General features: G+C 41.9%; 25 protein-coding genes and 1 tRNA gene. 5 read left to right on the top strand and 21 right to left on the bottom strand.

Annotated features, from left to right (window positions below; translation table 11 throughout):
- The 8 genes from OCF96_RS06425 to cshA all read right to left on the bottom strand — a co-directional run.
- Window positions 1-1,341, bottom strand: a 1,341-nt coding sequence (locus OCF96_RS06425) for a LysM peptidoglycan-binding domain-containing protein (RefSeq protein ID WP_261446721.1), incomplete at its 3' end; no start/stop codon positions are given.
- Window positions 1,342-1,698: 357 nt separating this feature from the next.
- Window positions 1,699-3,078 carry an ABC transporter permease subunit Vex3 gene (gene vex3 / locus OCF96_RS06430; RefSeq protein ID WP_261446722.1) on the bottom strand — a complete coding sequence of 460 codons (1,380 nt, stop codon included), beginning with the start codon at window positions 3,076-3,078 and terminating at the stop codon, window positions 1,699-1,701.
- A 50-nt stretch (window positions 3,079-3,128) separates the two neighbouring features.
- Window positions 3,129-3,776: an ABC transporter ATP-binding subunit Vex2 gene (gene vex2, locus OCF96_RS06435; RefSeq protein WP_000173750.1), complete on the bottom strand. Its 648-nt coding sequence runs from the start codon at window positions 3,774-3,776 to the stop codon at window positions 3,129-3,131.
- A gap of 12 nt (window positions 3,777-3,788) precedes the next feature.
- Window positions 3,789-5,066, bottom strand: coding sequence for an ABC transporter permease (locus OCF96_RS06440; protein ID WP_261446723.1), 1,278 nt, complete (start codon window positions 5,064-5,066; stop codon window positions 3,789-3,791).
- A gap of 136 nt (window positions 5,067-5,202) precedes the next feature.
- Window positions 5,203-5,288 (bottom strand) — tRNA-Leu (locus tag OCF96_RS06445).
- Window positions 5,289-5,369: 81 nt separating this feature from the next.
- Entirely contained in the window at window positions 5,370-5,945 is a 576-nt protein-coding gene (locus OCF96_RS06450; RefSeq protein WP_261017030.1) for a cysteine hydrolase family protein, read from the bottom strand.
- Window positions 5,945-6,733, bottom strand: a complete 789-nt coding sequence (gene codY / locus OCF96_RS06455; protein WP_120718906.1) for a GTP-sensing pleiotropic transcriptional regulator CodY — start codon at window positions 6,731-6,733, stop codon at window positions 5,945-5,947. The genes OCF96_RS06450 and codY overlap by 1 nt, the downstream gene beginning before the upstream one ends.
- Window positions 6,734-6,989: 256 nt before the next feature.
- Entirely contained in the window at window positions 6,990-8,564 is a 1,575-nt protein-coding gene (cshA, locus tag OCF96_RS06460) for a degradosome RNA helicase CshA (protein ID WP_261446724.1), read from the bottom strand.
- Window positions 8,565-8,892: 328 nt separating this feature from the next.
- Here cshA and OCF96_RS06465 point away from each other — a divergent pair, with 328 nt between their 5' ends.
- The 4 genes from OCF96_RS06465 (at window position 8,893) to OCF96_RS06480 (ending at window position 13,795) form a co-directional block, all read left to right on the top strand.
- The gene (locus OCF96_RS06465) at window positions 8,893-10,209 is read left to right on the top strand and encodes an FAD-containing oxidoreductase (protein ID WP_125452543.1); all 1,317 of its coding nucleotides are present in this window, start codon (window positions 8,893-8,895) and stop codon (window positions 10,207-10,209) included.
- A gap of 250 nt (window positions 10,210-10,459) precedes the next feature.
- Window positions 10,460-11,803 carry a lipid II isoglutaminyl synthase subunit MurT gene (murT, locus tag OCF96_RS06470; protein WP_261032274.1) on the top strand — a complete coding sequence of 448 codons (1,344 nt, stop codon included), beginning with the start codon at window positions 10,460-10,462 and terminating at the stop codon, window positions 11,801-11,803.
- Window positions 11,803-12,585 (top strand): lipid II isoglutaminyl synthase subunit GatD, encoded by a 783-nt coding sequence (gene gatD / locus OCF96_RS06475; RefSeq protein WP_223330237.1) that lies wholly within the window; start codon window positions 11,803-11,805, stop codon window positions 12,583-12,585. Before murT ends, gatD begins: the two co-directional genes overlap by 1 nt.
- A gap of 127 nt (window positions 12,586-12,712) precedes the next feature.
- Window positions 12,713-13,795, top strand: coding sequence for a M24 family metallopeptidase (locus tag OCF96_RS06480; protein ID WP_261446726.1), 1,083 nt, complete (start codon window positions 12,713-12,715; stop codon window positions 13,793-13,795).
- A 102-nt stretch (window positions 13,796-13,897) separates the two neighbouring features.
- Here the strand turns inward: OCF96_RS06480 and OCF96_RS06485 are convergent, their stop codons facing one another.
- The 8 genes from OCF96_RS06485 to OCF96_RS06520 form a co-directional block, all read right to left on the bottom strand.
- On the bottom strand, window positions 13,898-14,359 hold the full coding sequence (locus OCF96_RS06485) for an ECF transporter S component (protein WP_049532073.1): 462 nt from the start codon (window positions 14,357-14,359) through the stop codon (window positions 13,898-13,900).
- Complete coding sequence (locus tag OCF96_RS06490) at window positions 14,337-15,110, bottom strand: bifunctional hydroxymethylpyrimidine kinase/phosphomethylpyrimidine kinase (RefSeq protein ID WP_261446728.1); 774 nt, start codon at window positions 15,108-15,110, stop codon at window positions 14,337-14,339. Before OCF96_RS06490 ends, OCF96_RS06485 begins: the two co-directional genes overlap by 23 nt.
- A complete protein-coding gene (truA, locus tag OCF96_RS06495; protein WP_261446729.1) occupies window positions 15,100-15,849 on the bottom strand; it encodes a tRNA pseudouridine(38-40) synthase TruA in 750 nt (249 codons plus the stop codon). The genes OCF96_RS06490 and truA overlap by 11 nt, the downstream gene beginning before the upstream one ends.
- 98 nt (window positions 15,850-15,947) lie before the next feature.
- On the bottom strand, window positions 15,948-17,099 hold the full coding sequence (locus OCF96_RS06500) for an MFS transporter (RefSeq protein ID WP_261446731.1): 1,152 nt from the start codon (window positions 17,097-17,099) through the stop codon (window positions 15,948-15,950).
- A 126-nt stretch (window positions 17,100-17,225) separates the two neighbouring features.
- Window positions 17,226-17,855: a Pr6Pr family membrane protein gene (locus OCF96_RS06505; protein WP_261446732.1), complete on the bottom strand. Its 630-nt coding sequence runs from the start codon at window positions 17,853-17,855 to the stop codon at window positions 17,226-17,228.
- Between the two features lie 2 nt (window positions 17,856-17,857).
- Window positions 17,858-18,196, bottom strand: a complete 339-nt coding sequence (locus tag OCF96_RS06510; protein ID WP_001061584.1) for a zinc ribbon domain-containing protein YjdM — start codon at window positions 18,194-18,196, stop codon at window positions 17,858-17,860.
- Between the two features lie 129 nt (window positions 18,197-18,325).
- Window positions 18,326-18,997 carry a (d)CMP kinase gene (gene cmk, locus OCF96_RS06515; RefSeq protein ID WP_153210423.1) on the bottom strand — a complete coding sequence of 224 codons (672 nt, stop codon included), beginning with the start codon at window positions 18,995-18,997 and terminating at the stop codon, window positions 18,326-18,328.
- Window positions 18,998-19,005: 8 nt separating this feature from the next.
- Window positions 19,006-19,491 (bottom strand): SAG1386/EF1546 family surface-associated protein, encoded by a 486-nt coding sequence (locus OCF96_RS06520; protein ID WP_261017039.1) that lies wholly within the window; start codon window positions 19,489-19,491, stop codon window positions 19,006-19,008.
- Window positions 19,492-19,536: 45 nt separating this feature from the next.
- Here OCF96_RS06520 and OCF96_RS06525 point away from each other — a divergent pair, with 45 nt between their 5' ends.
- Window positions 19,537-19,743 carry a ferredoxin gene (locus OCF96_RS06525; protein ID WP_000705155.1) on the top strand — a complete coding sequence of 69 codons (207 nt, stop codon included), beginning with the start codon at window positions 19,537-19,539 and terminating at the stop codon, window positions 19,741-19,743.
- A gap of 50 nt (window positions 19,744-19,793) precedes the next feature.
- On the opposite strand, the gene OCF96_RS06530 is transcribed toward OCF96_RS06525, so the two are convergent.
- The 5 genes from OCF96_RS06530 to OCF96_RS06550 form a co-directional block, all read right to left on the bottom strand.
- Window positions 19,794-20,759: a glycosyltransferase family 2 protein gene (locus OCF96_RS06530; protein WP_261446734.1), complete on the bottom strand. Its 966-nt coding sequence runs from the start codon at window positions 20,757-20,759 to the stop codon at window positions 19,794-19,796.
- A 1-nt stretch (window position 20,760) separates the two neighbouring features.
- Complete coding sequence (galE, locus tag OCF96_RS06535; protein ID WP_261446769.1) at window positions 20,761-21,780, bottom strand: UDP-glucose 4-epimerase GalE; 1,020 nt, start codon at window positions 21,778-21,780, stop codon at window positions 20,761-20,763.
- A 266-nt stretch (window positions 21,781-22,046) separates the two neighbouring features.
- Window positions 22,047-23,150, bottom strand: a complete 1,104-nt coding sequence (locus OCF96_RS06540) for an NAD(P)/FAD-dependent oxidoreductase (RefSeq protein WP_261446736.1) — start codon at window positions 23,148-23,150, stop codon at window positions 22,047-22,049.
- A 16-nt stretch (window positions 23,151-23,166) separates the two neighbouring features.
- Window positions 23,167-23,964: a Nif3-like dinuclear metal center hexameric protein gene (locus OCF96_RS06545; RefSeq protein WP_261446738.1), complete on the bottom strand. Its 798-nt coding sequence runs from the start codon at window positions 23,962-23,964 to the stop codon at window positions 23,167-23,169.
- The gene (locus OCF96_RS06550; protein ID WP_261446740.1) at window positions 23,951-24,628 is read right to left on the bottom strand and encodes a tRNA (adenine(22)-N(1))-methyltransferase; all 678 of its coding nucleotides are present in this window, start codon (window positions 24,626-24,628) and stop codon (window positions 23,951-23,953) included. The genes OCF96_RS06545 and OCF96_RS06550 overlap by 14 nt, the downstream gene beginning before the upstream one ends.
- Between the last annotated feature and the right edge of the window lie 48 nt (window positions 24,629-24,676).

The raw sequence follows: 24,676 nt of genomic DNA on the forward strand, positions 1-24,676 counted from the left end.
TGCTCCTGGCGCTGCTGGTTGATCTTCCACAGGTTGCGCTGGAGTTGGGGTTTCTGTTGCTCCTGGCGCTGCTGGTTGGTCTTCCACAGGTTGCGCTGGAGTTGGGGTTTCTGTTGCTCCTGGCGCTGCTGGTTGATCTTCCACAGGTTGCGCTGGAGTTGGGGTTTCTGTTGCTCCTGGCGCTGCTGGTTCTTCTACTTTTGGCGCCGGTGTCGCTGGTTCGTCCGCTTTTGAATCAGTCGCTGCTGGTTCTTCCACTTTCGGCGTTGTTGCCGCTGGCTCCTCTACTTTTGGCGCTGGAGTCACTGGTTCGTCCGTTTTTGGTTCAGTTCCTGCTGGTTCGTCCTCTTTTGGAGTTGTTGCCACTGGTTCTTCTACTTTTGGTGCTGGAGTCGCTGGTTCTTCTGCTTTTGGCGTTGTTCCTGCTGCTGGCTCGTCTGATTTTGGTGTTGTTCCTGCTACTGGTTCTTCAACTTTTGGCGCCGGTGTCGCTGGTTCGTCCGCTTTTGGATCAGTCACTACTGGCTCTTCCGCCTTCGGTGTTGTTCCTGCTGGTTCGTCCGTTTTTGGTTCAGTTCCTGCTGGTTCGTCTGCCTTCGGCGTTGTTACCACTGGTTCCTCTGCTTTTGGCGCTGGCGCTTCTGAACTTGGATTTGAAACTACAGGTTGATTTGTAGTTCCTGTATCTGAAGGGGAATTGTCTGTTACTGGAGTTGAGACTCCTGAATGACCCTCACTTCTTACACCTGATGATGGATTTGAAGTTTCGGCTTTTGTTTCGGCTTTTGGCGCAACTGAGACTGAGGTTTCTGATTTCGGTGCTGCTACTGCTGCTGGTGTTTCCACAACTACTGGTGTCGTTTGTTTAACAGTAGTCCTTTGCTCTCCAGTTACAGTATCTATCTTTGTTTCAACTTCATAACTTTGACAGCTACCAGAATTATCAATCGACACTCGCTGTCTTTTTACTTCTGTATTTCCATCTTTTAGAAAAGCCTCTTCGCTAAAATACAATTTATTATTAGCAAAAATCAAATCTCTATTTGCAATACGATTTATCTCAACCAAACTATCAACAGATAGCCCCGTTGCCCCACTAATAGCACTCAGTGTATCTCCCCACTTAATTGTGTAGTGTGATAAATTGTCTATATTTTGAATATCAGCTTTTACTTCTGCAACTGTTCTAGCTACCCAGACACCATCTTGTTCATTAGCTGAAACAGTTGGAGCTAAAAAGCCCAACCCCAATAAAATCACACCTGTCGCAACAATTGCACCGGTTCTCAATTTTCTAAAGCCACGTAGGGATAATGTCCCTCTAACATTTGTTTGTCTCATAATGTTTATTTTTCCTCACTATTCTATATTTTCCAAAGTATACCCTGCCTAGGTCTACTAGCCTATGTTTGCGATATGGATAGGCTTCTACAGATTTATCTATCTATTTTCAAGATAAGATTTCTATAGATTTTTATGCACAATTCCATATATAAGTTGTGAAACCCCTTTCTAATAAATTCCATAACTTTAGTATATCATATTTAAGTACTAAAGTACAAGGAAAGCAACTGAAAGCAATGATTTTCACCACTGCTTTCAGCTCTATTTTGTATTGTTAAATAGCCATTCTCTATCCACCATTCTTGAATAGAAAAACAAGATGCTTTCTCTATTTCCAGAATCATTTTTTCAAACTTATTCGCCATCCAGCAAGAGCTCTTTTGGTTGTTTTCTAAGGAGATTGCTTGAAGCAAGTGCCATAACGAGAACTACTAGAACCAATGCAAGAACAAAGACGATAATAAAGTCTGATGTCTGAATAGAAATGTCTAGACTCGACAAAGTCTTACTAAAGCCATCTACTTCTGCACCACCACCAAGGTTAGAGGCTTGAGCAGCCTTGCTAGCCTGCTTAGCAACACCAGAAGTTACATTGGCAAGAACAGTGTTTCCGATTGCACGTGCTGTGTAGTTGGCTAGGAAGTAAGCAGAAACAAGAGCAGGGATGGCAATCAAGATGGATTCGGTGATAAATTGCCCCAAGATACTTGCCTGCTTGAGACCGATAGAGAGGAGGATTCCCACCTCCTTGCGACGGGCGTTGATCCAAAGGCTGAGCAAGAGAGCAAGAAGAAGGACTGAGAAGCTCAAGCTACCCCAGAAGAGGAGGTTGGCCATCTTGTACATACCAGAGATGGATTGCTCAAGAGCTGGGTAGTTAGAGGAGCTCTTAACGAGTGTATAGTTCTTCCAGTTGATACCGCTGATACCATTCAACTCTTTCATAACATCATCCAAGTTCTTGTCCGCTGTTACAAAGAAGGTTGCGTCCCCATAAATGGCTGTGTCTTCTGTGTATCCATAAAGTTTTGCAGCAGTGTGAATGTCTGTAATAGCTGTATTTTCGTATAGTTCTTGTGAATAGGTTACTGCCGACTTATTGTGACCATCAAAGAGTCCCTTGATTGTCACTTCAACTGTTTCCTTAGCACCTTTTTCATTGTCTGCGTCGTAGACATTGGAGTCCAGTTTAACCTTATCCCCTACTTTCCAGCCGTGTTTGGCTGCCAAGTCCTTGTGCAGGAGGATCTTGTCCTTGTCGTCGTTGGTTATGTGCTCACCTTCGACCAACTTATAAGAACCAGAGACAAACTTGTCTTCTTTAGAGGAGTCATTGACACCTGTAATCATCAAGCTACTTCCAAAATGTTTGGCACGGTCAGGTGTCAGATTTTTCTTGGTATCTGGCGTTTCGATGAGTTCATAGCCAGTCAAATCCCCAATAGCGTTGATGCGTTTAACATAAGACTCGATGGCCTTGTTTTCGGTGATTTTTTTGATATCCTCACCCTTGATATTCCCAGCACCACGTGGCGTTCCTTGATTAACGCGACGATTGATTTGCATGGAGAAGCTGTTGGTGATATTTTTAAATGTCTCCTGAGAAGCCTTGGCAGTAGCTCCCTTGATGGACAAGCCGACCAAACTCAAGCTAGCCATGAGGAGAATAATCAGGAAGATGACAATCGATTTGAAAAACTTCCTTGTAACATAGGCAAATGCGTTGTGTAACATAGGTTCCCTTTCTAGATTTTGTTTTATAATCCTATCAAAACAAGCTTAAATTATTTACTAGTATTGCGAGTTTCAGTCAGTTTCTTATCCTTCAACTCAAGTGTAATATCTGACGCTTGTGCCACTTCTTTACTGTGGGTTACGACAATGACACATTTACCTGTTTTCTGGGCAAGTGATTTGAGCAGTTCGACAATATCTCCAGCAGTCTTAGGGTCCAGATTTCCTGTTGGCTCATCGGCTAGAATAACTGGAGCTTCTGAGACCAAACTGCGAGCAATGGCAACACGTTGTTGTTGACCACCTGATAACTGGAGAACATTCCGCTTGATCTGACTTTCATCTAAACCAAGCTCAAGCAGCGTATCCTTGCTTGCCTTTTTATTGACCAAGCGGATATTTTCCAGTGGAGAAAGATAATCTATCAAATTATAATTTTGAAAGACCAGGGAAATATGGTGCATGCGATGGTAAGAATAGCCCTTCTTACGAATGTCCTCTCCTTGGAAAAGGATAGAACCTTCAACAGGACTATCTAGACCAGCAAGCAGGGACAAGAGAGTGGATTTTCCTGCTCCTGACTCCCCAATAATACTGTAAAATTTCCCGGGTTCAAAATTATAATTGATCTGATATAAAACTGCCTCAGCAGTGTTCTTATAACGGTAGGTAACATCTTGCAATTGTAATAAAGTCATGATTTCTCCTTCTTAACTAATAGATGATAAAATTTCTTTCGGTGATTTTCTAAATAAGAACAGGAAACAAAGGGCTACAGATAAGCAACTAATCAACAACAGAAAGACATAGGATTCTGCAAAAGATAGGATGCTGGCTGATAAACCGCTTGCTTTGGCTAGTGTGTCTTGTAAGGCTGTCTGATCTCCACTTGCTAATAATGTTTGGAGTAGGTAAGATGTGATTGCGTTTCCTGCAACAAATGCTGGAAGTAAAGCACCGAGAGACACCAAAACAACCTCTAAACAGAACTGTAGGAAAATCGAGCCCTTGCCTTTTCCAAGTGCAAGTAAAATTCCCACTTCGTAGACTCTTTCTCTCAACCATAGAGACAAAACAAGAATTAAGGCTCCTGCTCCTGCTATCATAATCCCATAAAGGAAAATGGTCAGAAAGGTTTGGAAGGTTGCAACTGAATCCTTGATTTGTTCAAAGGCCTTGTTTTCCTTCTCGACTTGGTATCCTTGACTTTCCAAGGTCAAGTTTTCCACCTGCTTCAAGAGTCCGTCCATTTCCTTAGGATTTTCTACATAGAAGCGAGCTGCACTGACTTGAGGTTCACTATTACCCAAAAGGCTTTGGCTACTCTCATAATCTGTAAAGACCTGGTTTTCACTGAAATCAGAAGACAAACCTGTGAATTTCTCCTGTTTTTTACCAGAAAAGATTCCTACAATCTCAAACTCCACTGTTTGCCCTTTGCCAGATTCTGACTGTCCAGCATCCAAACCAATCTTGTCGTGAAGCGAAAGAACGTTCTTCTTAGCCAACTCTTCGTGGATCAAGATTTTCTTGGAATCTCCTTTTTGAAGGTGTCGGCCTTCTTTTAAGTTGAAAGCCGAGCTGGTAAAGGTCACATCCTTAGATGAATCCTCAAGAGCTGTTAAGCTAACCAAGTTCTTGTCCGCAGCTGATAAATCATCACGCTCCACGCTCTGCTCTCCACTCACCGCTTCCTTGTCTTTTAACTTTGCGACCGTCTCGAGTTCAGGAGAGATATTTTCCAACCCCTTAATCTTGCTAACTGATGCTAGGTCCGATAACTTGAAGGTCTGACTATTTTCTATCTTCTTAATAGAAAAAGATGTATTGAGTGATTTGTAAAGATTGGTTTCCACTGTTTTGTTGGATTTCATCAGCGTCAAACAGGCTGAAATTCCTGCTAAGAGGACCAATAAAATCAGAAATAAAATAAAACTTCTCAGTCGTTTTCTGCTGACATAGGCCCAAGCTCTTTGGATTGGATTCATTTGTCACCTCCATATTTGTAAGACTATTATAAAATCCAAATATGAAATGTTTATGAAATACAAAAAAAGAGCAAAAATTTTTTGCTCTACTTGAATTCGATAAAAAAAGAGCTAGCCTAAGCTAACTCTTATCCTATGCGGAGAGAGGGACTTGAACCCTCACAACCTAAAGCGGTCACAGGATCCTTAGTCCTGCGCGTCTGCCAATTCCGCCATCCCCGCGTCGATTACTTTACTAGTATATCAACTTTTAGGATGCTTGTCAACACTTTTTTTCAAAATTTTTCATTTCAATCAACCAAATTACTCAGAAATTTCATTTAAATTTTCATCTACTAACTTGGCTCCAAGTGTATTTTTGAAATGACCTAGGGCAAATTGATGATTTTCAGGCCATATGGAAGCAACAGCAGGTTTAACAATCTCGATATCATATCCTAGATTATAGGCATCTATAGCTGTATGCAGGACACAGATATCCGTCAAGACTCCTGTTAAGATAACTGTAGAAATTCGACGCTCTCTCAAACGGATATCCAGGTCAGTCCCTGAAAAAGCTGAGTAATGGCGTTTATCCATCCAAAAGACACGACTGTCTGAACCATGCTCTTGATAAAAGGTCCCCAAATCTCCATATAAATTTCGTCCACTAGTCCCAATCAAATTGTGAGGAGGAAATAACTTGCTTTCTGGATGGAAACAATCATTTTCTTCGTGAGCATCAATGGTAAAGAAGATATAATCTCCGCGTTCAAAAGCTAGTCGAGTCACCTTACTAATAGCTTCCGCAATAGCCTGAGCTGGAGCGCCTGCTGTCAATTTTCCACTATCAGCAACAAAATCTTCTGTATAATCAATCGAAATTAAAGCCTTAGTCATTAGTAATCTCTTTTCTTCACTTCTTCAAAAATATCTGAAATCAAGACCTTAAGATAGGTTCCCTTCATTCCAAGCGAGCGACTTTCAATAATCCCTGCAGACTCAAGTTTACGAAGAGCATTGACAATCACAGAGCGGGTGATTCCGATACGGTCTGCAATCACAGACGCAGTTAACTGGCCTTCATTTCCATTTAATTCCCCTAAAATTGCTGAAACAGCACGGAGTTCTGAATAAGAAAGGGTGTTAACTGCCATGGTAACAGCAGTACGGCGACGGATATTTTTCTCATCTTCTTCACGCTGGAAGTTAAGGAGTTGAATTCCAACAACGGTACTCGCAATCTCAACAAGGATCAAATCCTCGTCTTCGAATTTTTTATCATTGCGCCAAATAATCAAAGAACCAAGGCGAATCCCTGATACATGAATCGGTGCAATAGTCGTCAAACCATCTGGAAAGTCTGCACGACTCTCCACAGGGAAAATACTTAAATCATGATCAACCGTCAGATTGGCTTCTGTATCGTAGATCATGTTCGCACCTTGAATGTACTCATCTGGGAAAATTTTAGTTTGGAAGAATTGCTCTACACGATCTGTATTGGTTTTGTAACGCATAAAATAACCAAGGAGACGTCCCTTGCTATTGACGATACAGGCGTTACAGTCAATAATATCTGCCAATTGACGGGTAATCGCATTGTAGGGAAGTTCTTCCTGCAACTGCTCCTCTGAGCGCTTCAGGATAGAAGTAATTTTTCTAGTTTTTTCTAATAAATGTGCCATTTTTCACCTCGAATTTAATCGCTATCATTATAACATAAACAGCTTGAATTTTCAATTATTATCTGAAAATTGCTTATTTAATTGCAATTTGAAAAAACAAGAATATTTTTAATTAAATTGCTTCTTTTCTATTGACAAACTCCCTATTTTTGTGTATTATAATATTACAAGAAGATAATATATCTATTTTGTTTATCTTTCTTTTTCCATTCGGTCTCCTTATATAAAAAAGCGATTCATTTTGAACCGCTTTTTCTTATTTATCGCCCTTGTTACGAATCACAAAGCCTGTTTTCTTTTCGCTTGAAGTATTGCGTGGTTTTTTATTATCCTTACGGTAACGTTTTTCTTTATCAAAACGATCGTTGCTACGACTTCCTTTTTTGAACTCATCACGACGACCACCACGACGGTTGTCTCCTCGGCGATTATCACGACGGTCATCTCCACGACGACCTCCCTTAGCTTTACCACCGAAGCCATTACCTGACGGTTTAAACGGTAGTGGTTTTTCACGTGCAATCTCCACTTCAGGAAGGCTATCTGGATCTTGAACTGTTAGACTCAAGATATACATTGCCAATTCTTCTGGAGTAAATTCAGCAGCTAGTTTACGAGCATCCTTGCCAAATTTCTCAAAGTTAGCACGAATGGTTTCATCTGCAAAATCACGTTCGATTTTCTTGAGAGCTACCTGTTTTTTAGCTTGGAAGGCTTCTTCTGCACTTGCAGGCTTGAGACCTTTCATGCGTTTCTTGGTCAAGTTCTCAATGATTTGGAGGTAGCCCATTTCATTTGGTGATACGAAAGTAATCGATTGACCTGACTTACCAGCACGACCAGTACGTCCGATACGGTGAACATAACTTTCAGGATCTTGTGGAATATCATAGTTATAGACATGGGTCACACCTGAAATATCCAAACCACGCGCTGCAACATCTGTCGCAACCAAAACATCAAGATTACCGTTTTTAAAGTCACGAAGGACACGAAGACGTTTGTTTTGGTCTAGGTCTCCATGAATTCCTTCTGCACGGAAGCCACGGATTTTCAGACCACGAGTCAATTCATCCACACGGCGTTTTGTACGACCAAATACGATAGCAAGCTCTGGTTGTTCCACATCCATGAGACGAGTCATGGTGTCAAATTTTTCTTGTTCTTTGACTCGGATATAATATTGGTCAACCAATTCTGTTGTCAATTCCTTGGCAGCAATTTTCACATGCTCAGGTTCTTTCATAAACTGAACACCGATACGTTTGATGGCTTCAGGCATAGTCGCTGAAAAGAGCAATGTCTGACGGTTCTCAGGTACACGAGAGATAATCGCTTCAATATCCTCAAGGAAGCCCATGTTGAGCATTTCATCCGCTTCGTCAAGGATAAGAGTTTCAATATCTTGTAATTTCAAGGCCTTGCGTTTAATCAAGTCCAAGAGGCGACCTGGTGTTCCTACTACAATATGAGCACCAGATTTAAGAGCCTTAATTTGTTTTTCAATGCTTGATCCGCCATATACTGAGCGGACTTTGACTCCCTTACTACGACCAAAACGGAAGAGTTCTTCTTGACTTTGGACAGCTAGTTCACGAGTTGGAGCGATAACTAAGGCTTGGATGGTCGCTTCTTCTGTACGGATTTTTTCAAGAGTTGGCAAGCCAAAGGCTGCAGTTTTTCCTGTACCAGTCTGAGCTTGACCGATCACATCCTTGCCTTCTAGGGCCAAGGGAATAGTTTGTTCTTGGATAGGACTGGTTTCTACAAAACCAGCTTTTTCAATCTCTGCTAGCAAATCAGCAGACAAGTTTAATTCATTAAATTTCACGTTATTCTTCTTTCTAAAGGTGGTGCGAAGCCACCCTATAGGGCTTAGTTTATACTTTTCTTTTTATGACGTATTTTCATATACTGGATATAAAATCGTGTTGCTTCTTTTCCACAAAAGAAAAGTACTGTTTTCTTTGCAACCTATCTAGTATAACACAAGAGAGAAGCAAAAGATAGTTAAATCCGTCGATAAAGTCATGTAAACGATTTTTCTGAGAAAATGAGGCTGAAATTTCCACTATTTCATAAACTTTTTTAAAGCGTAGCAGAATTGTGCAAAAGTTTTTTTCTTGTGCTAGAATGAAAATCGAATAGGAGGAAGATAAATGTTAACTTATGATTTAATCGTTATCGGATTTGGTAAAGCTGGTAAAACACTAGCAGGTAAATTGGCTTCAGCTGGCAAAAAAGTTGCCCTCATTGAACGTAGCAAAGCCATGTACGGCGGAACTTGTATCAACATCGGTTGTATCCCAACTAAGACTTTGCTAGTTGCTGCTGAGAAGGACTTGTCTTTTGAAGAAGTGATTGCTACCAAAAACACTATCACTGGTCGCCTCAACGGTAAAAACTATGCGACTGTTGCTGGTACAGGCGTGGATATCTTTGATGCGGAAGCTCACTTCCTTTCAAATAAAGTCATCGAAATCCAAGCTGGTGATGAAAAGAAAGAACTGACTGCTGAAACAATCGTCATCAACACTGGTGCTGTTTCAAACGTCTTGCCAATCCCTGGACTTGCTACAAGCAAAAACGTCTTTGACTCAACAGGTATCCAAAACTTGGACAAATTGCCTGAAAAACTTGGAGTCCTTGGTGGCGGAAATATCGGTCTTGAATTTGCTGGTCTTTACAACAAACTTGGAAGCAAGGTTACAGTTCTAGATGCCTTGGATACTTTCCTTCCTCGTGCAGAACCTTCAATCGCTGCTCTTGCTAAACAATACATGGAAGAAGACGGTATTGAATTGCTTCAAAACATTCGTACTACTGAAATCAAAAACGACGGTGACCAAGTGCTTGTCGTAACTGAAAATGAAACTTACCGTTTCGACGCCCTTCTTTACGCAACTGGACGCAAACCAAATGTAGAACCACTTCAACTTGAAAATACAGATATTGAACTAACTGAACGTGGTGCTATTAAAGTAGATAAACATTGTCAAACAAACGTTCCTGGTGTCTTTGCAGTTGGAGATGTCAACGGTGGCCTTCAATTTACCTACATTTCACTTGATGACTTCCGTGTTGTTTACAGCTACCTTGCTGGAGATGGCAGCTACACACTTGAAGACCGTCTCAATGTACCAAACACCATGTTTATCACACCTGCACTTTCACAAGTTGGTTTGACTGAAAGCCAAGCAGCTGATTTGAAACTTCCATACGCCGTTAAGGAAATTCCTGTCGCAGCCATGCCTCGTGGTCACGTAAACGGAGACCTTCGCGGTGCTTTCAAAGCTGTTGTTAATACTGAAACAAAAGAAATTCTTGGAGCAAGCATCTTCTCAGAAGGTTCTCAAGAAATCATCAACATCATCACTGTTGCTATGGACAACAAGATTCCTTACACTTACTTCACAAAACAAATCTTCACTCACCCAACCTTGGCTGAGAACTTGAATGACTTGTTTGCGATTTAAGTTGAGATTTAATCGTATCGAACAGCCCTCTGAGGGCTGTTTTTACTTCTGCGAAATCTCATACTCTTCGAAAATCAAATTCAAACCACGTCAGCTTCACCTTGCCGTATATATGTTACTGACTTCGTCAGTTCTATCTACAACCTCAAAGCAGTGCTTTGAGCAACCTACGACTAGCTTCCTAGTTTGCTCTTTGATTTTCATTGAGTATCAAATCTGTCTTTTCCCTCTTTTATGATATAATAGAAACATGAAATTAAAAACTACTTTGGGCCTTCTTGCTGGGCGTTCTTCCCACTTCGTTTTGAGCCATCTTGGCCGTGGAAGTACGCTCCCAGGAAAACTTGCCCTTCAATTTGATAAAGATATTTTACAAAATCTAGCTAAGAACTACGAGATTGTCGTGGTCACTGGAACCAACGGGAAAACCCTGACAACTGCCCTCACTGTCGGCATTTTAAAAGAGGTTTATGGTCAAGTTCTGACCAACCCAAGCGGTGCCAACATGATTACAGGAATTGCGACAACCTTCTTAACAGCCAAATCTTCTAAAACTGGGAAAAATATTGCCGTCCTAGAAATCGACGAAGCCAGTCTATCTCGTATCTGTGACTATATCCAGCCAAGCCTTTTTGTCATCACGAATATCTTCCGTGACCAGATGGACCGCTATGGTGAAATTTACACAACTTACAAGATGATTTTGGATGCCATTCGTAAGGTGCCTACGGCTACTGTTCTCCTTAATGGAGACAGTCCACTTTTCTACAAGCCAGCTATTCCAAATCCTGTACAGTATTTTGGTTTTGACTTAGAAAAAGGACCCGCTCGAGAAGCTCACTACAATACAGAAGGAATTCTCTGTCCTGACTGCCAAGGCATCCTCAAATATGAGCACAATACCTATGCCAACTTGGGGGCCTATATCTGTGAAAATTGTGGCTGCAAACGTCCTGATCTCAACTATCGCTTGACAGAACTAGTTGAGTTGACCAACAATCGCTCTCGCTTTGTCATTGACGGACAAGAATACGGTATTCAAATCGGTGGTCTCTACAATATCTACAACGCCCTAGCTGCAGTTGCTATCGCCCGTTTCCTTGGTGCAAATCCACAACTCATCAAGCAGGGATTTGACAAGAGCCGTGCAGTCTTTGGACGCCAAGAAACCTTCCATATCGGTGACAAGGAATGCACCCTCGTCTTGATTAAAAATCCAGTCGGTGCGACCCAAGCTATCGAGATGATTAAACTAGCTCCTTATCCATTTAGCCTATCTGTACTCCTAAATGCCAACTATGCAGATGGAATTGATACAAGCTGGATCTGGGATGCTGATTTTGAACAAATCACTGACATGGACATTCCCGAAATCAACGCTGGCGGTGTTCGCCATTCTGAAATCGCACGTCGTCTACGAGTAACAGGCTATCCAGCTGATAAAATCACTGAAACAAGTAGTCTGGAACAAGTTCTTAAAACCATTGAGAACCAAGACTGTAAGCATGCCTATATCCTAGCAACTTATACTGCTATGCTGGAATTCCGCGAACTGCTGGCTAGTCGTCAGATTGTTAGAAAGGAGATGAACTAATGGTTTATACTTCACTTTCCTCAAAAGCTGGCAATTACCCCTATCAGCTCAACATTGCCCACCTCTATGGGAACCTCATGAATACCTACGGGGACAATGGAAACATCCTCATGCTCAAGTATGTGGCTGAAAAACTGGGAGCCCATGTGACCGTTGACATCGTTTCTCTCCATGATGACTTTGATGAAAATCACTACGACATCGCCTTTTTCGGTGGCGGTCAAGACTTTGAACAAAGTATTATTGCAGACGACCTACCTGCTAAAAAAGAGAGCATTGACAACTACATCCAAAACAACGGTGTAGTTCTGGCTATCTGCGGTGGTTTCCAACTATTGGGCCAATATTATGTTGAGGCTTCTGGGAGACGTATCGAAGGTTTAGGGGTCATGGGCCACTACACCCTCAACCAGACCAATAACCGTTTTATCGGTGACATCAAGATTCATAATGAAGATTTCAATGAAACCTACTATGGATTTGAGAATCATCAGGGCCGTACCTTCCTCTCAGATGATCAAAAACCACTGGGACAGGTTGTCTATGGAAATGGAAATAACGAAGAAAAAATCGGTGAAGGCGTTCATTATAAAAATGTCTTTGGTTCTTACTTCCACGGACCGATCCTCTCTCGTAATGCCAATCTAGCTTATCGCCTAGTCACTACTGCCCTCAAGAAGAAATATGGTCAGGACATCCAACTCCCTGCCTATGAAGATATTCTCAGCCAAGAAATCGCTGAAGAATACAGCGACGTGAAAAGCAAGGCTGACTTTTCTTAAACAAAAGGAAATTATATCAAAGAACTCTGTTATCTTGTCGGAGTTCTTTTTGTCTTTTCTTTTACCCTTCTCCCTTGCATTTTCTCACTTTTTTTGCCAAAATAGAGGGGTAGAAAGAAGGTAGCATATGTCTAAATTACAACAAATCGTAACATATCTTGAATCAGAAAAACTAGACGTCGCTGTCGTATCTGACCCCGTCACAATCAATTACCTCACTGGCTTTTACAGTGATCCCCATGAACGCCAAATGTTCCTTTTTGTCCTAGCAGATCAGGAACCCCTCCTCTTTGTCCCAGCTCTTGAGGTTGAGCGTGCAAGCAGCACCGTTTCCTTCCCAGTTGTGGGCTATGTGGATTCTGAAAATCCATGGCAAAAAATGAAACATGCTCTTCCACAACTTGACTTCAAACGTGTCGCTGTTGAGTTTGACAATCTCATCTTGACCAAATATCATGGCTTGAAAATAGTCTTTGAAACTGCTGAGTTTGAAAACCTCACTCCTCGTATCCAACGCATGCGCCTCATCAAATCAGCTGACGAAGTGCAAAAAATGATGGTTGCAGGTCTCTATGCTGACAAGGCTGTTAAGGTTGGTTTTGACAATATTTCTCTTGATAAGACTGAGACAGATATCATCGCCCAAATTGACTTTGCTATGAAGCGTGAAGGTTATGAAATGAGCTTTGATACCATGGTCTTGACTGGTGATAATGCTGCAAATCCACACGGTATTCCAGCAGCTAATAAGGTTGAAAATGATGCTCTTCTCCTCTTTGACCTGGGTGTTCTAGTCAACGGCTATGCGTCAGATATGACTCGTACAGTCGCAGTCGGCAAACCTGACCAATTCAAGAAAGACATTTACAACTTGACTCTTGAAGCCCAACAAGCTGCTCTTGACTTTATCAAACCAGGTGTGACTGCCCATGAAGTGGATCGTGCTGCTCGTGAGGTCATCGAAAAAGCTGGTTACGGCGAGTACTTCAACCACCGTCTCGGTCACGGTATCGGTATGGATGTCCACGAATTCCCATCTATCATGGAAGGAAACGACATGATCATCGAAGAAGGCATGTGCTTCTCTGTTGAACCAGGTATCTATATCCCTGGTAAAGTTGGTGTCCGTATCGAAGACTGCGGTGTTGTTACCAAGGATGGCTTCGACCTCTTTACAAGCACCAGCAAAGACTTGCTTTATTTTGATTAATATTCATCTAAAATCTTCCCACAATAAAACGCATAGTATCAAGCTTTCAACACCTGATATTATGCGTTTTTTCTTATTTGAAAGACTTTTAACTCAGCCTCTTTACTTAATCTTCTTGATACTTTGACTAAGAATAAATCCTACAATCATCCCTACAATATTTTGCATGAAATTTGGTAGAATTTCTGGTAGGGCTGCAGCCCAGCCATTCATCAATGTAGAACCCAAGGCGTAACCCCCTACCATGGCAATCGTTGCTAAGATAAGGCCTAACCACTGAGTTTTTCCTTTAAATCCTGCGAAAAATCCCTGCAATCCATGGTTGACCAAGCTAAAGAACATCCATTGAGGGTAGCCTGATAAGAGGTCAATCAAGAAACCTGCTAGTCCTCCGACTACAGCTCCTTCACGACTACCAAAATAAAAGGCTGCGAAGAAGACACCCGCATCTAAAAGAGTTAGAATGCCTGTCGGTGTTGGAATTTTTAAGAAATAGCCTAGAACCACAGAAAGGGCGGTTAATAGGGATACAAGGGCGATTTTAGTTGTTTTGGTTTGCTTCATATTGTCTTACTCCATACTGATCTGCTTGTGCAATGGCACGGTAAACGAAAGCCTTAGAGCTTTCTACTGCTGGTAAAAGTTCATAACCTTTAACCAAGTGACTGGCAATGCTGGAGGCAAAGGTACAACCTGCACCAGCATTTTGCCCTTGGATAACTGGATTTTCTAGGACTGTAAAGGTCTGTCCGTCATAAAAGACATCCATAGCCTTGTCCTGACTAAGACGATTGCCTCCCTTGATAATGACTGCTGGCGCTCCTAAGCCATTTAATTTCTGAGCTGCAGTTTTCATGTCTTCCAAGGTTTTAATTTCCTGACCAGCTAATAATTCTGCTTCAGGAAGATTAGGCGTAATCACACTGACATGAGGGAAAAAGCGAATCAATTCTTGACAGAGCTCACTTACAGCTACATCATGCGTTTCCTTGCAGACCAAGACAGGATCCAATACCACAGGCACTCCTGGACGTTGCTTGATAAAGTCCAATGCCTTCTCAGCTACACTGACAGTTGGTAGAAGACCAATCTTAATCCCTGCAAATTCCACATCACGCAAGCTATCTAATTCATGTTGAAAAATGCTATCGTCAGTTGGAAAAACTTCAAAGCCCTTTTCCGTCAAGGCTGTCAAACAAGTCACTGCTACAAAGCCATGCAAGCCGTTCAAGGTATAGGTAGCCAAATCAGCTGACAGGCCACCACCACTAAAAATATCATTTCCAGAAAGTGCTAAAATACGATTATTCTTCATAACGAATCTCCTTTAAATACAAACCATTTGGTGCTGCAGTGGGACCTGCAAGTTGCCTGTCCTTTTTCTCCAAGATGAGGTCAATCTGCTCCACTGGCATACGATTATTTCCGATTTTGAGCAGTGTCCCCACCATATTGCGAATCTGCTTATACAAGAAACCATTTCCTGAAAAGGTAAAGGTCAAAAACTGACCTGTCTCATCAACTGACAAACTAGCTTCTGTGATGGTGCGAACCTTATCCTCTACACTAGTCCCAGAGGCTGTAAAACCGGTAAAATCATGGGTTCCCTCTAGATTTTTGATTGCAATCTGCATGCGTTCCACATCGAGTGGATAAGGAAAGTGAGTGGCATAGTGACGGCGCATGGGATTTTTAGGACGACCCCTATCCACGATAAACTCATAGGTCTTGCTGTGCTTGGCATAACGGCAATGAAAATCATCTGCCACTAGCTCAATCGAAATCACATCAATATCTTCAGGGGACTGGGTGTCCAAGGCAAAGCGAAGTTTTTCCTCATCCATTTGATAGGGCAAGTCAAAATGAATCACCTGTCCCAAAGCATGAACCCCACTATCAGTCCTACCAGCACCGTGAACAGTGATTGCTTTCCCTTTATTGAGTCTCGTCAAGGTTTTTTCAATTTCTTCCTGAACACTACGCGCATGAGGCTGGCGCTGAAAACCAGCAAAGGCGTAACCGTCATAGGAAATAGTTGCTTTATATCTTGTCATAACTTCCATTTTATCAAGAAATTAGTCTGTAGACAAGGTCCTAAAATAAATACTGTATGGGTACAAAAATCCTAAAAAGAAAAACTTAGGAACCAATCCTAAGCTCTCTTTTGAAGTAGGTACATGACAAAGATAGAAGTTACAATCAACCAAACTCCCAAAATTGTAAAGACCAACATTCCATTTTGTGTTAGTAACCCAATTGCACTTAGAACGAATGGGGTCGTAAAGGCTCCGAAACTACAGCCTAATACAGCAAATGAAGTGGCTTGATTGAGAAGTTTAGCTGGAATTCTTTCAGAGACAAGTTGAAAGACCGTCGTCAAGGCTACACTGTAGGCAAAACCAGCCAGAATACTTCCTGCCACTACCACCCACAAGGATGGAGACAAGGCAATCACAATTTGCCCTAAGCCAAAGGTAATACCAGACCAGAGGAGCAACTTTTCCTTAAAGATAGAAATCAAGAAAGAAAAACTCACCCCAGCCACAATCCCGATTAACTGCATGACACTAAGAACAAAACTAGATAACTGGGCATCCCCCAATCCTCTTTCCACCATCAAGCTTGGAATACGGATGGTAATAGCCGTATTGGTACAAACTACAACTGCCGCTTCAATAGCTAGGGTAAAAATCAAGCCTTTCATTTCTCGAGTTAAACGACTTACTTCCTTCGTTTTTTTCTTGACTTCTTTCTTTTCTTTTCCATAAGGGACAAAGAGTAAATAAAGGGTCAGCACCAAAAATCCAGCACTATAGGCTAGGAAGGTAGCTGTCCAACCAAAGGCCAACAATTGGCCGACTGCCAAGGTAATGAGAGAAGCCCCAACGACCTCTGCAGAACCGCGTAGCCCTAACATCTGAATCCGCGTTTTTCCTTGATAACGTTCACTGATAATAGAAATGGCCTTAGCATTGATCATTCCAACACCCAAACCAAAAAGAATCCGTGTTCCAAAGACAAAGGGGTAGGCTTGATACCAGAAAGGAGCCGTTCCGCTTAGTGATAAAATCAGCAATCCCAAACTAATCTGTAATCGCTCAGGAAATATTTTTTCTAAGAAACCATTTAGTAGTAACATAATCATGATTCCAAAGGAAGGCAAGCTCGCCAAGAGCTCAATTTGTTCCTTAGGATAGCCTTGATAATAGTCAAACATGGCTGGCAGGGCACTCGAGATGGAAAAGGATGTAATCAAAACGAGGGAGAGAGCCAAAATACTGGCCCGTTCTAAAAATTGTTTCATGAAATCTCTTTCTATATTTTCTCTTAATCTTCTGTCTCTTTTGATAGTTATCAAACAAGCAAGAAAAGAAGAAGCCTCTTTGGTGTATAGACTCCTTCTTAAACTCGAAAATGAATCCCTTGTGTCTTAGGATGACTTTCTCTTGATTTGCTTAATAAAGTAGAAGATAAATCCTGCCACCATATAGGCAACAAAGATAATCAGACACCACTTGAACACGACATCCCAACCCTTGTTTACATTCAAAAAGAAGTAAGGGAAGGGACTGACCTTAGAATTAGGAACATCAAGTTTCAGTACCAAGCCATTAAAAAGAGCAAAAATCATATAAAGCAAGGGTAAAATCGTCCACACAACTGGATCCCAAATCTTGTATTGACCCTGTTTGTCAAAAAAGAGGGTATCTGCTAAAAACCAGAGGGGAACGATATAGTGGCAAAGGAAATTTTCTAGGGTATAGAAATTAGTCGCAATAGGCGCTAATAGGAAATGGTAAATCACACAGGTAATCATGATACTCATGGTGACCCCACCTTTTAAGCGCAAAAGACTTGGTTTTTGCCAGTCTTCACCTAAACGGCTCATAACCTTTAGGAGATAGAGCGTAAAAATCGCGACTAAAAGGTTGGACAGAACCGTATAATAGAGTAACATCCCAAATCCACCATGCTTGGCGATTTCAAGATAAACTCCCGTAAAAGCCGCTAGAAACAAGAAGATACGGCTATAAAATACAAGTTTATAGTGTTTTGACATGCTTAAATTTTCTTCACAAACTCTGATTTGAGTTTCATGGCACCAAAACCATCAATTTTACAGTCGATATTGTGGTCGCCTTCTACGATGCGGATATTCTTCACGCGCGTCCCTTGTTTCAAATCTTTTGGCGCACCTTTTACTTTCAAGTCCTTGATGAGGGTTACAGTATCACCGTCAGCCAATTTATTTCCGTTGGCATCGATAGCAACAAGGCCCTCTTCTACATCTGCAACTTCAGCAGGATTCCACTCATGAGCACACTCTGGGCAAACCAGTAGGGCACCGTCTTCGTAGACATACTCTGAGTTACATTTTGGGCAATTTGGTAAGTTGTTCATGGTTTCTCCTTATCATCATTCACTATTCTTTGAAAATCAAAATTTCTCGAACAGCAACTATTATACCCTAAAATCAGCATTTTGACAAATTTAGAAAAAACCGATATCAATCTATCGGCTTCTCTACATTTACATTCTTTTTTCAGCTTCTGCTTTGATTTTTTCAACTACTTCTTGAATGTTCAAGCCAGTTGTATCAAGGTAGACAGCGTCCTCTGCTTGTTTGAGAGGCGAAGTCTCACGATGGCTATCCTTGTAGTCACGCGCAGCAATTTCCTCTTTTAGGGTTTCAAGGTCTGTTTCAATTCCCTTGGCAATATTTTCCTTGTAACGGCGCTCTGCTCTTTCATCTACCGAAGCTACTAGGAAAATTTTCAATTCTGCTTGTGGCAATACAACCGTTCCAATATCGCGACCGTCCATGACAATCCCACCTTGCTGGGCAATCTCTTGTTGGAGAGAAACTAGTTTCTCACGTACTTCAGGAATTGCTGCAATAGCTGAAACATGATTGGTCACTTCATTTTCACGAATAGGATGGGTAATATCCACATCTCCTACAAAGACAAGTTGTTCTCCAGTTTCTGAGCGCCCAAAACTGATTGGATGCTGGTCCAATAAGTATAAGAGTTCTTCAACTTGTTCAACTCCTAATTGGTTCCTGAGAGCCATGTAGGTCGCTGCACGATACATAGCACCTGTATCTAGGTAGGTGTAACCAAAATCCTTGGCAATAATCTTTGCGACTGTACTCTTACCACTTGAAGCAGGACCGTCAATAGCAATTTGAATTGTTTTCATATCAACTCCTATTTGATTTTGACAACATCACCTGGATTAGCAAACCAAGATCCTGTAGCCATATGGCCAGGATTCAAAGCCTCTAACTGAGCAATAGAGATTCCTGCACGAGCGGCAATGGCTGCTTCTCCTTCTCCAGCCAAGACTTTTGTAGTTCCTTCTGGATCATTTGGATGTTCTGAGCTACTAGATGACTCTTCTACCTTCTCCTCTGAACTAGAAGATGCCTGCTCTGAGCTACTAGAAGATGAAATCTGTACTACACTTGCATCAGAATCGTGAAAATCTTTCAAGGCTGCTGTGCGATTACTCCCACCCGATGAAAGATAGATCAGAACAATAATCATCACGACTACAATCACAAAGAAAATACTTGCTAAGATAGTTAAGATACGGTTAGCAACGACTCCTCCACCTTGTTCTCTCTTACGACGTTGTGTTCTTGTTTCCTCTTGATTTTCATAAATATCTTCTTGCCACGGTTCTTTTGCCATACCTTACTCCTTGTTTTTTTTTACTTTTCTTATTACAATATAAATATGAAAATCACACTTATACCTGAACGATGTATCGCCTGTGGGCTTTGCCAAACTTATTCTGATTTATTTGATTACCACGATAATGGAATCGTGCGTTTTTACGATGACCCTGACCAACTGGAAAAAGAAATTTCTCCTAGTCAGGATGTCTTAGAGGCTGTTAAAAATTGCCCAACTCGCGCCCTGATTGGAAACCAGGAAGCCTAAATCAATGGCGATAATCCACTCCCTCTAGTTTAGCACATTTCCATGTAAAATTATAGTCTTTTCACTTTATTTTTTTCTGTAAAATCAGGAAGATCACTTTTTTCTTTGATAAGATAAAGTGGTCTTTTTTTAGTCTCTAGATAAATCTTACTGATATACTTGCCGAGAATCCCAATGGTCAAGAGTTGAATGCCCCCAAGAAAGAGAATGACTGCCATCAGAGAGGTCCAACCTGATGTCGGATTGCCCAAAATGAGGGTCCGAACCACAACAAAAAAGGTCATTAGTAGAGAAATAAAACAAGATAGGAGACCTGCCACAAAGGCTATAATCAAGGGAAAATCTGAAAAATTGACAATTCCTTCAATGGAGTAGAAAAAGAGTTGCCTAAAGCTCCAACTGGTCTTGCCAGCCTGTCTTTCAACATTTGGATAGTCCAGATAGTGGGTTTTAAAGCCGACCCAGGCAAAGAGTCCCTTTGAAAAACGATTGGACTCGGTCAAGCTTAAAATAGCATCCACTACGGATCTTCTCATCATGCGAAAATCACGGACACCTGAGGGCAAGGCTACTGGGCTAATTTTTTGCATAAGGAGGTAAAAGATATCAGCACAGAAACTACGAAAGAAGGGTTCTCCCTCCCGACTGGTTCTCCGTGTCCCAACACAGTCCAAGTCTGCATTCTGGTCTAGTAAGGCTTTCATCTCAAGCAACATACTAGGAGGATCCTGGAGGTCTGCATCCATTACCACCACCAGATCTCCTGTCGCATATTGTAAGCCTGCATACAGAGCTGCTTCTTTGCCAAAATTTCGTGAGAAAGAAATATAATGAACTGCCGGATTTTGCTTCCGATAGGTATTTAAGAGTTCCAAAGTCCCATCACTTGAGCCATCGTCGACAAAGACATACTCGATTTCTGTTTCCAAATCTGGAAGTAAAGATTCCAAAGCCTGATAAAAAAGAGGAAGTACTTCCTCTTCGTTTAAACAGGGGACAATGATTGATATCACCATCTTAGTCTTCAAATCCATTTGGATGCTTGCTTTGCCAACGCCATGCGTCTTCACACATTTGGGTGATGTCGAGTTCTGCTTCCCAGCCGAGTTCTGCTTTGGCTTTTGCAGGATCTGAATAACAGGCTGCGATATCCCCTGGGCGACGGTCTACGATGCGGTAAGGAATTGGACGTCCCACTGCTTTTTCCATATTTTGGATAATTTCAAGAACTGAGTAGCCTTTCCCTGTTCCAAGGTTATAAACGTTTAGGCCTGAACCTTTTTGGATTTTTTTCAGAGCTGCAACGTGACCTTTGGCCAAATCGACAACGTGGATATAGTCACGAACACCAGTTCCGTCTTCGGTATCGTAATCATCTCCAAACACTTGCACTTGCTCTAGTTTTCCAACGGCTACTTGAGTCACATATGGCAAAAGATTGTTTGGAATACCATTTGGATTTTCTCCTAGGTCTCCACTTTCATGAGCTCCGATTGGGTTGAAGTAACGAAGCAAGACTACATTCCACTCTGAGTCTGCCTTGTAGATATCGGTCAAAATTTCCTCAAGCATAAGCTTAGTGCGACCATATGGATTAGTCACTGAAAGTGGGAAATCTTCCAAGATGGGCACTGTGTGCGGATCCCCGTAAACTGTCGCAGAAGAACTGAAAATGATGTTTTTACAGTTGTTTTCTTCCATGACCTTCAAAAGACTAACAGTTCCAGCGATATTGTTGTCATAGTAGGCAAGAGGGATACGTGTTGATTCGCCAACAGCCTTCAAACCAGCAAAGTGAATGACTCCTGTTGGTTCTTCTTGCTTGAAAATATCTCTGATGGTATCTGTATCACGGATATCTGCCTCATAGAAAGGCACTTCAACTCCTGTAATTCTCTCAACAACTTCTAAACTTTTTCTGTTACTATTAACAAGGTTATCCACCACAACAACTTGATGACCTGCTTGGATTAACTCAATAACTGTGTGGGTTCCGATAAAACCTGCTCCACCCGTTACCAAAATCTTTTCTTGCATCATCTTTTCTTGCATCTTCTTTCCTCGATTCTCAGATTTTTTCTTATTTTACCATTTTTGATAGGGAATGTCATTTACAATCCTAGGGGGTAGGATAAAATTTCAGTAAAATGCTTATACTCTTCGAAAATCTCTTCAAACAACGTCAGCTTCGCCTTGCCATGGGTATGGTTACTGACTTCGTCAGTTCTATCCACAACCTCAAAGCAGTGCTTTGAGCAGCCCGCGGCTAGTTTCCTAGTTTGCTCTTTGATTTTCATTGAGTATTATTCGCTTTTTACTCGTTTGACATAGTTTTCAATTGGGTAGTTTAGAGGGTCTAAGGTCATTTCCCTGCTTTGTACCAGTTGTGCTAGGTGGTAACCAATGATAGGACCAGTTGTGAGGCCTGATGAACCTAGTCCACTGGCTGCATAGACACCTGCCAATTCTGGCACCTGCCCAAAGAAAGGAGAGAAATCACTGGTATAGGCACGGATTCCCACACGCTCACTTCTTGAAGTCGCTTTAGCCAAGGCTGGATAGTGAGGCAAGGCTGCCTCCTCCATTTGTTGGAGTAAGGTTTCATCTACCGTCAAATCAAATCCCATGTCATTTTCATGAGTAGCACCTAAGGACAATTTCCCACCAGAAAAAGGAATCAAATCCCACTCCCCTTCTGGCATAACCACAGGGTAAGCTTCCATGTCTTGGGCCATCTGATAATCTTGGAGTTGTCCTTTTTGGGGACGAACATCTACTTCATAACCTAAAGGCTCTAACATGTGTCCTAACCAAGCTCCCGTCGCCAAAATAACCTGATCAAACACCTCTTCACCAATCTGGTAACCTGATGCTAACGGTGTCAGAGTCACTTTTTCTTTGACCAGCTTGACATGACTGGCTTCCAGCAAACGAGTCACTAAGAGTTGACCATCTACTCTCGCTCCACCAGAAGCATAGAGCAAGCGGTCAAATCCCTGTAAGCCAGGGAATAATTCATTAGCTGATGCTGGGTCCAGAATGGCTAATTGCCCTATCAAGGGAGATTCTTCCCTGCGCTGAAGAGCCAGTTGATAGAGTTCTTCCAACTTGGACTCATCCTTTTTCAAAAGAAAGACTCCCGAACGCTGGTAAAAATCGATTCCTTGCCCTGACTTCTCTAAATCAGCTAATAAATCCACATAAAAGTCAGCTCCCAAGCGCGCCATTTTGTACCAGGCCTTATTGCGGCGTTTGGAAAACCAAGGGCTGATAATTCCTGCTGCGGCCTTGGTAGCCTGACCTTGTCCATGGTCAAAGACGGTCACCTCTAGGTCACTTTCTTTCGAGAGGTAGTAGGCAGCTGTTGCTCCCACAATTCCTGCTCCAATAATGGCAACTTTTTTCATTGTTTTCACTTTCTAACTAGATATGGTGGAAAGGATTGGTCGATGCTTGACTAGGTAAAATCTCTAGTTCCCAGCCTTTTTCCTCTTTCCATTGATTAAGGAGTGCTGCGATTTTTTCCACAAAAAGCACTTCAATATAGTGACCTGGGTCCAATGCTAGCAAGCCATCAGACAGCATATCCTGGGCAGTGTGGTAGTAAATGTCACCAGTGATATAGACATCAGCTCCCTTAGCTAAAGCATCCTTATAGAAAGACTGCCCGCTACCACCACAGATGGCCACTCTTGAAATAGACTTCTGCAAATCACTCTCTTGATAATGCACCATTCGAAGACTATCTAGACCAAAGACTTGCTTGACACGTTGAGCCAATTCTCCAAATGTCTGAGTCGGAACATTCCCAATACGTCCAATTCCACGTTCAGGACCTGTCTCCTGTAGATAAGTCGTCTCCTCGATTCCTAGTATCTGGCAGAACCAGTCATTGAGACCATTTTCAACAATGTCAATATTGGTATGACTGACATAGACTGCGATATCATGCTTGATGAGGTCAATGTAAATCTGATTTTGTGGACGGCTAGCTACCAAATCCTTAATGGGACGGAAAATCGGCGCGTGCTTGACGATAATCAAATTCACCCCCTTTTCAATAGCTTCAGCCACCGTTTCTTCACGAATATCCAGAGCAACCATAACACTTTGGATATCCTTGTCCAAAGTTCCAATTTGCAGGCCACGACTGTCTCCCTCCATAGAAAATTCCTGAGGGCAAAAGGCTTCATACGCGTTAATCACTTCACTTGCTAACATGGAGCACCTCCTTGATGGCTTGAATTTTATCTACTAGAACTTGACGTTCCTCCAGATTTTTTTCTGGGATTTGTCCGAGGGCAAACTCTAGCTTAACAGCTTCTTTTTGCCATTTTTGGACAAAGACTGGACTGACCTCTTTGGACAAGAAAGGTCCAAAGCGAACATCACTGGTTGATAGCTTCATTTGTCCTGCTTCCACCACCAAAATCTCGTAAAACTTGCCAGCTTCTTCTAAGATGCTTTCAGCTACAATCTGAAATCCGTTCTCTTGTAGCCAGATACGCAAGTCGTCTTCACGATTATTGGGCTGGAGGATCAAACGCTCTAGATTAGCTAACTTGTCCAAGCCTTCTTCTAAAATCCTAGCAATCAAACGACCCCCCATACCAGCAATGGTAATGACCGACACTTGGTCTGCCTCTTCAAAGGCTGCCAAGCCATTGGCTAAACGAACCTGGATTTTCTCCTTTAGGCCGTGAGCCTCAACATTTTTGACAGCAGACTGATAAGGTCCCTCCACAACTTCACCTGCAATGGCACTTTTGATTTGTCCTCTTTCGACCAAGTCGATAGGCAAATAAGCATGGTCACTCCCCACATCTAGTAAAATGGCTCCCTGTGGCACAAAGGAGGCCACTAATTCTAATCTCTTTGAAATCATCTTCTCTCGCTTTCCAAAACTCTATTACCTCTTATTATACCACATTTC

The organism is Streptococcus mitis, assembly GCF_946190065.1.
Lineage (GTDB): Bacteria > Bacillota > Bacilli > Lactobacillales > Streptococcaceae > Streptococcus > Streptococcus mitis_DE.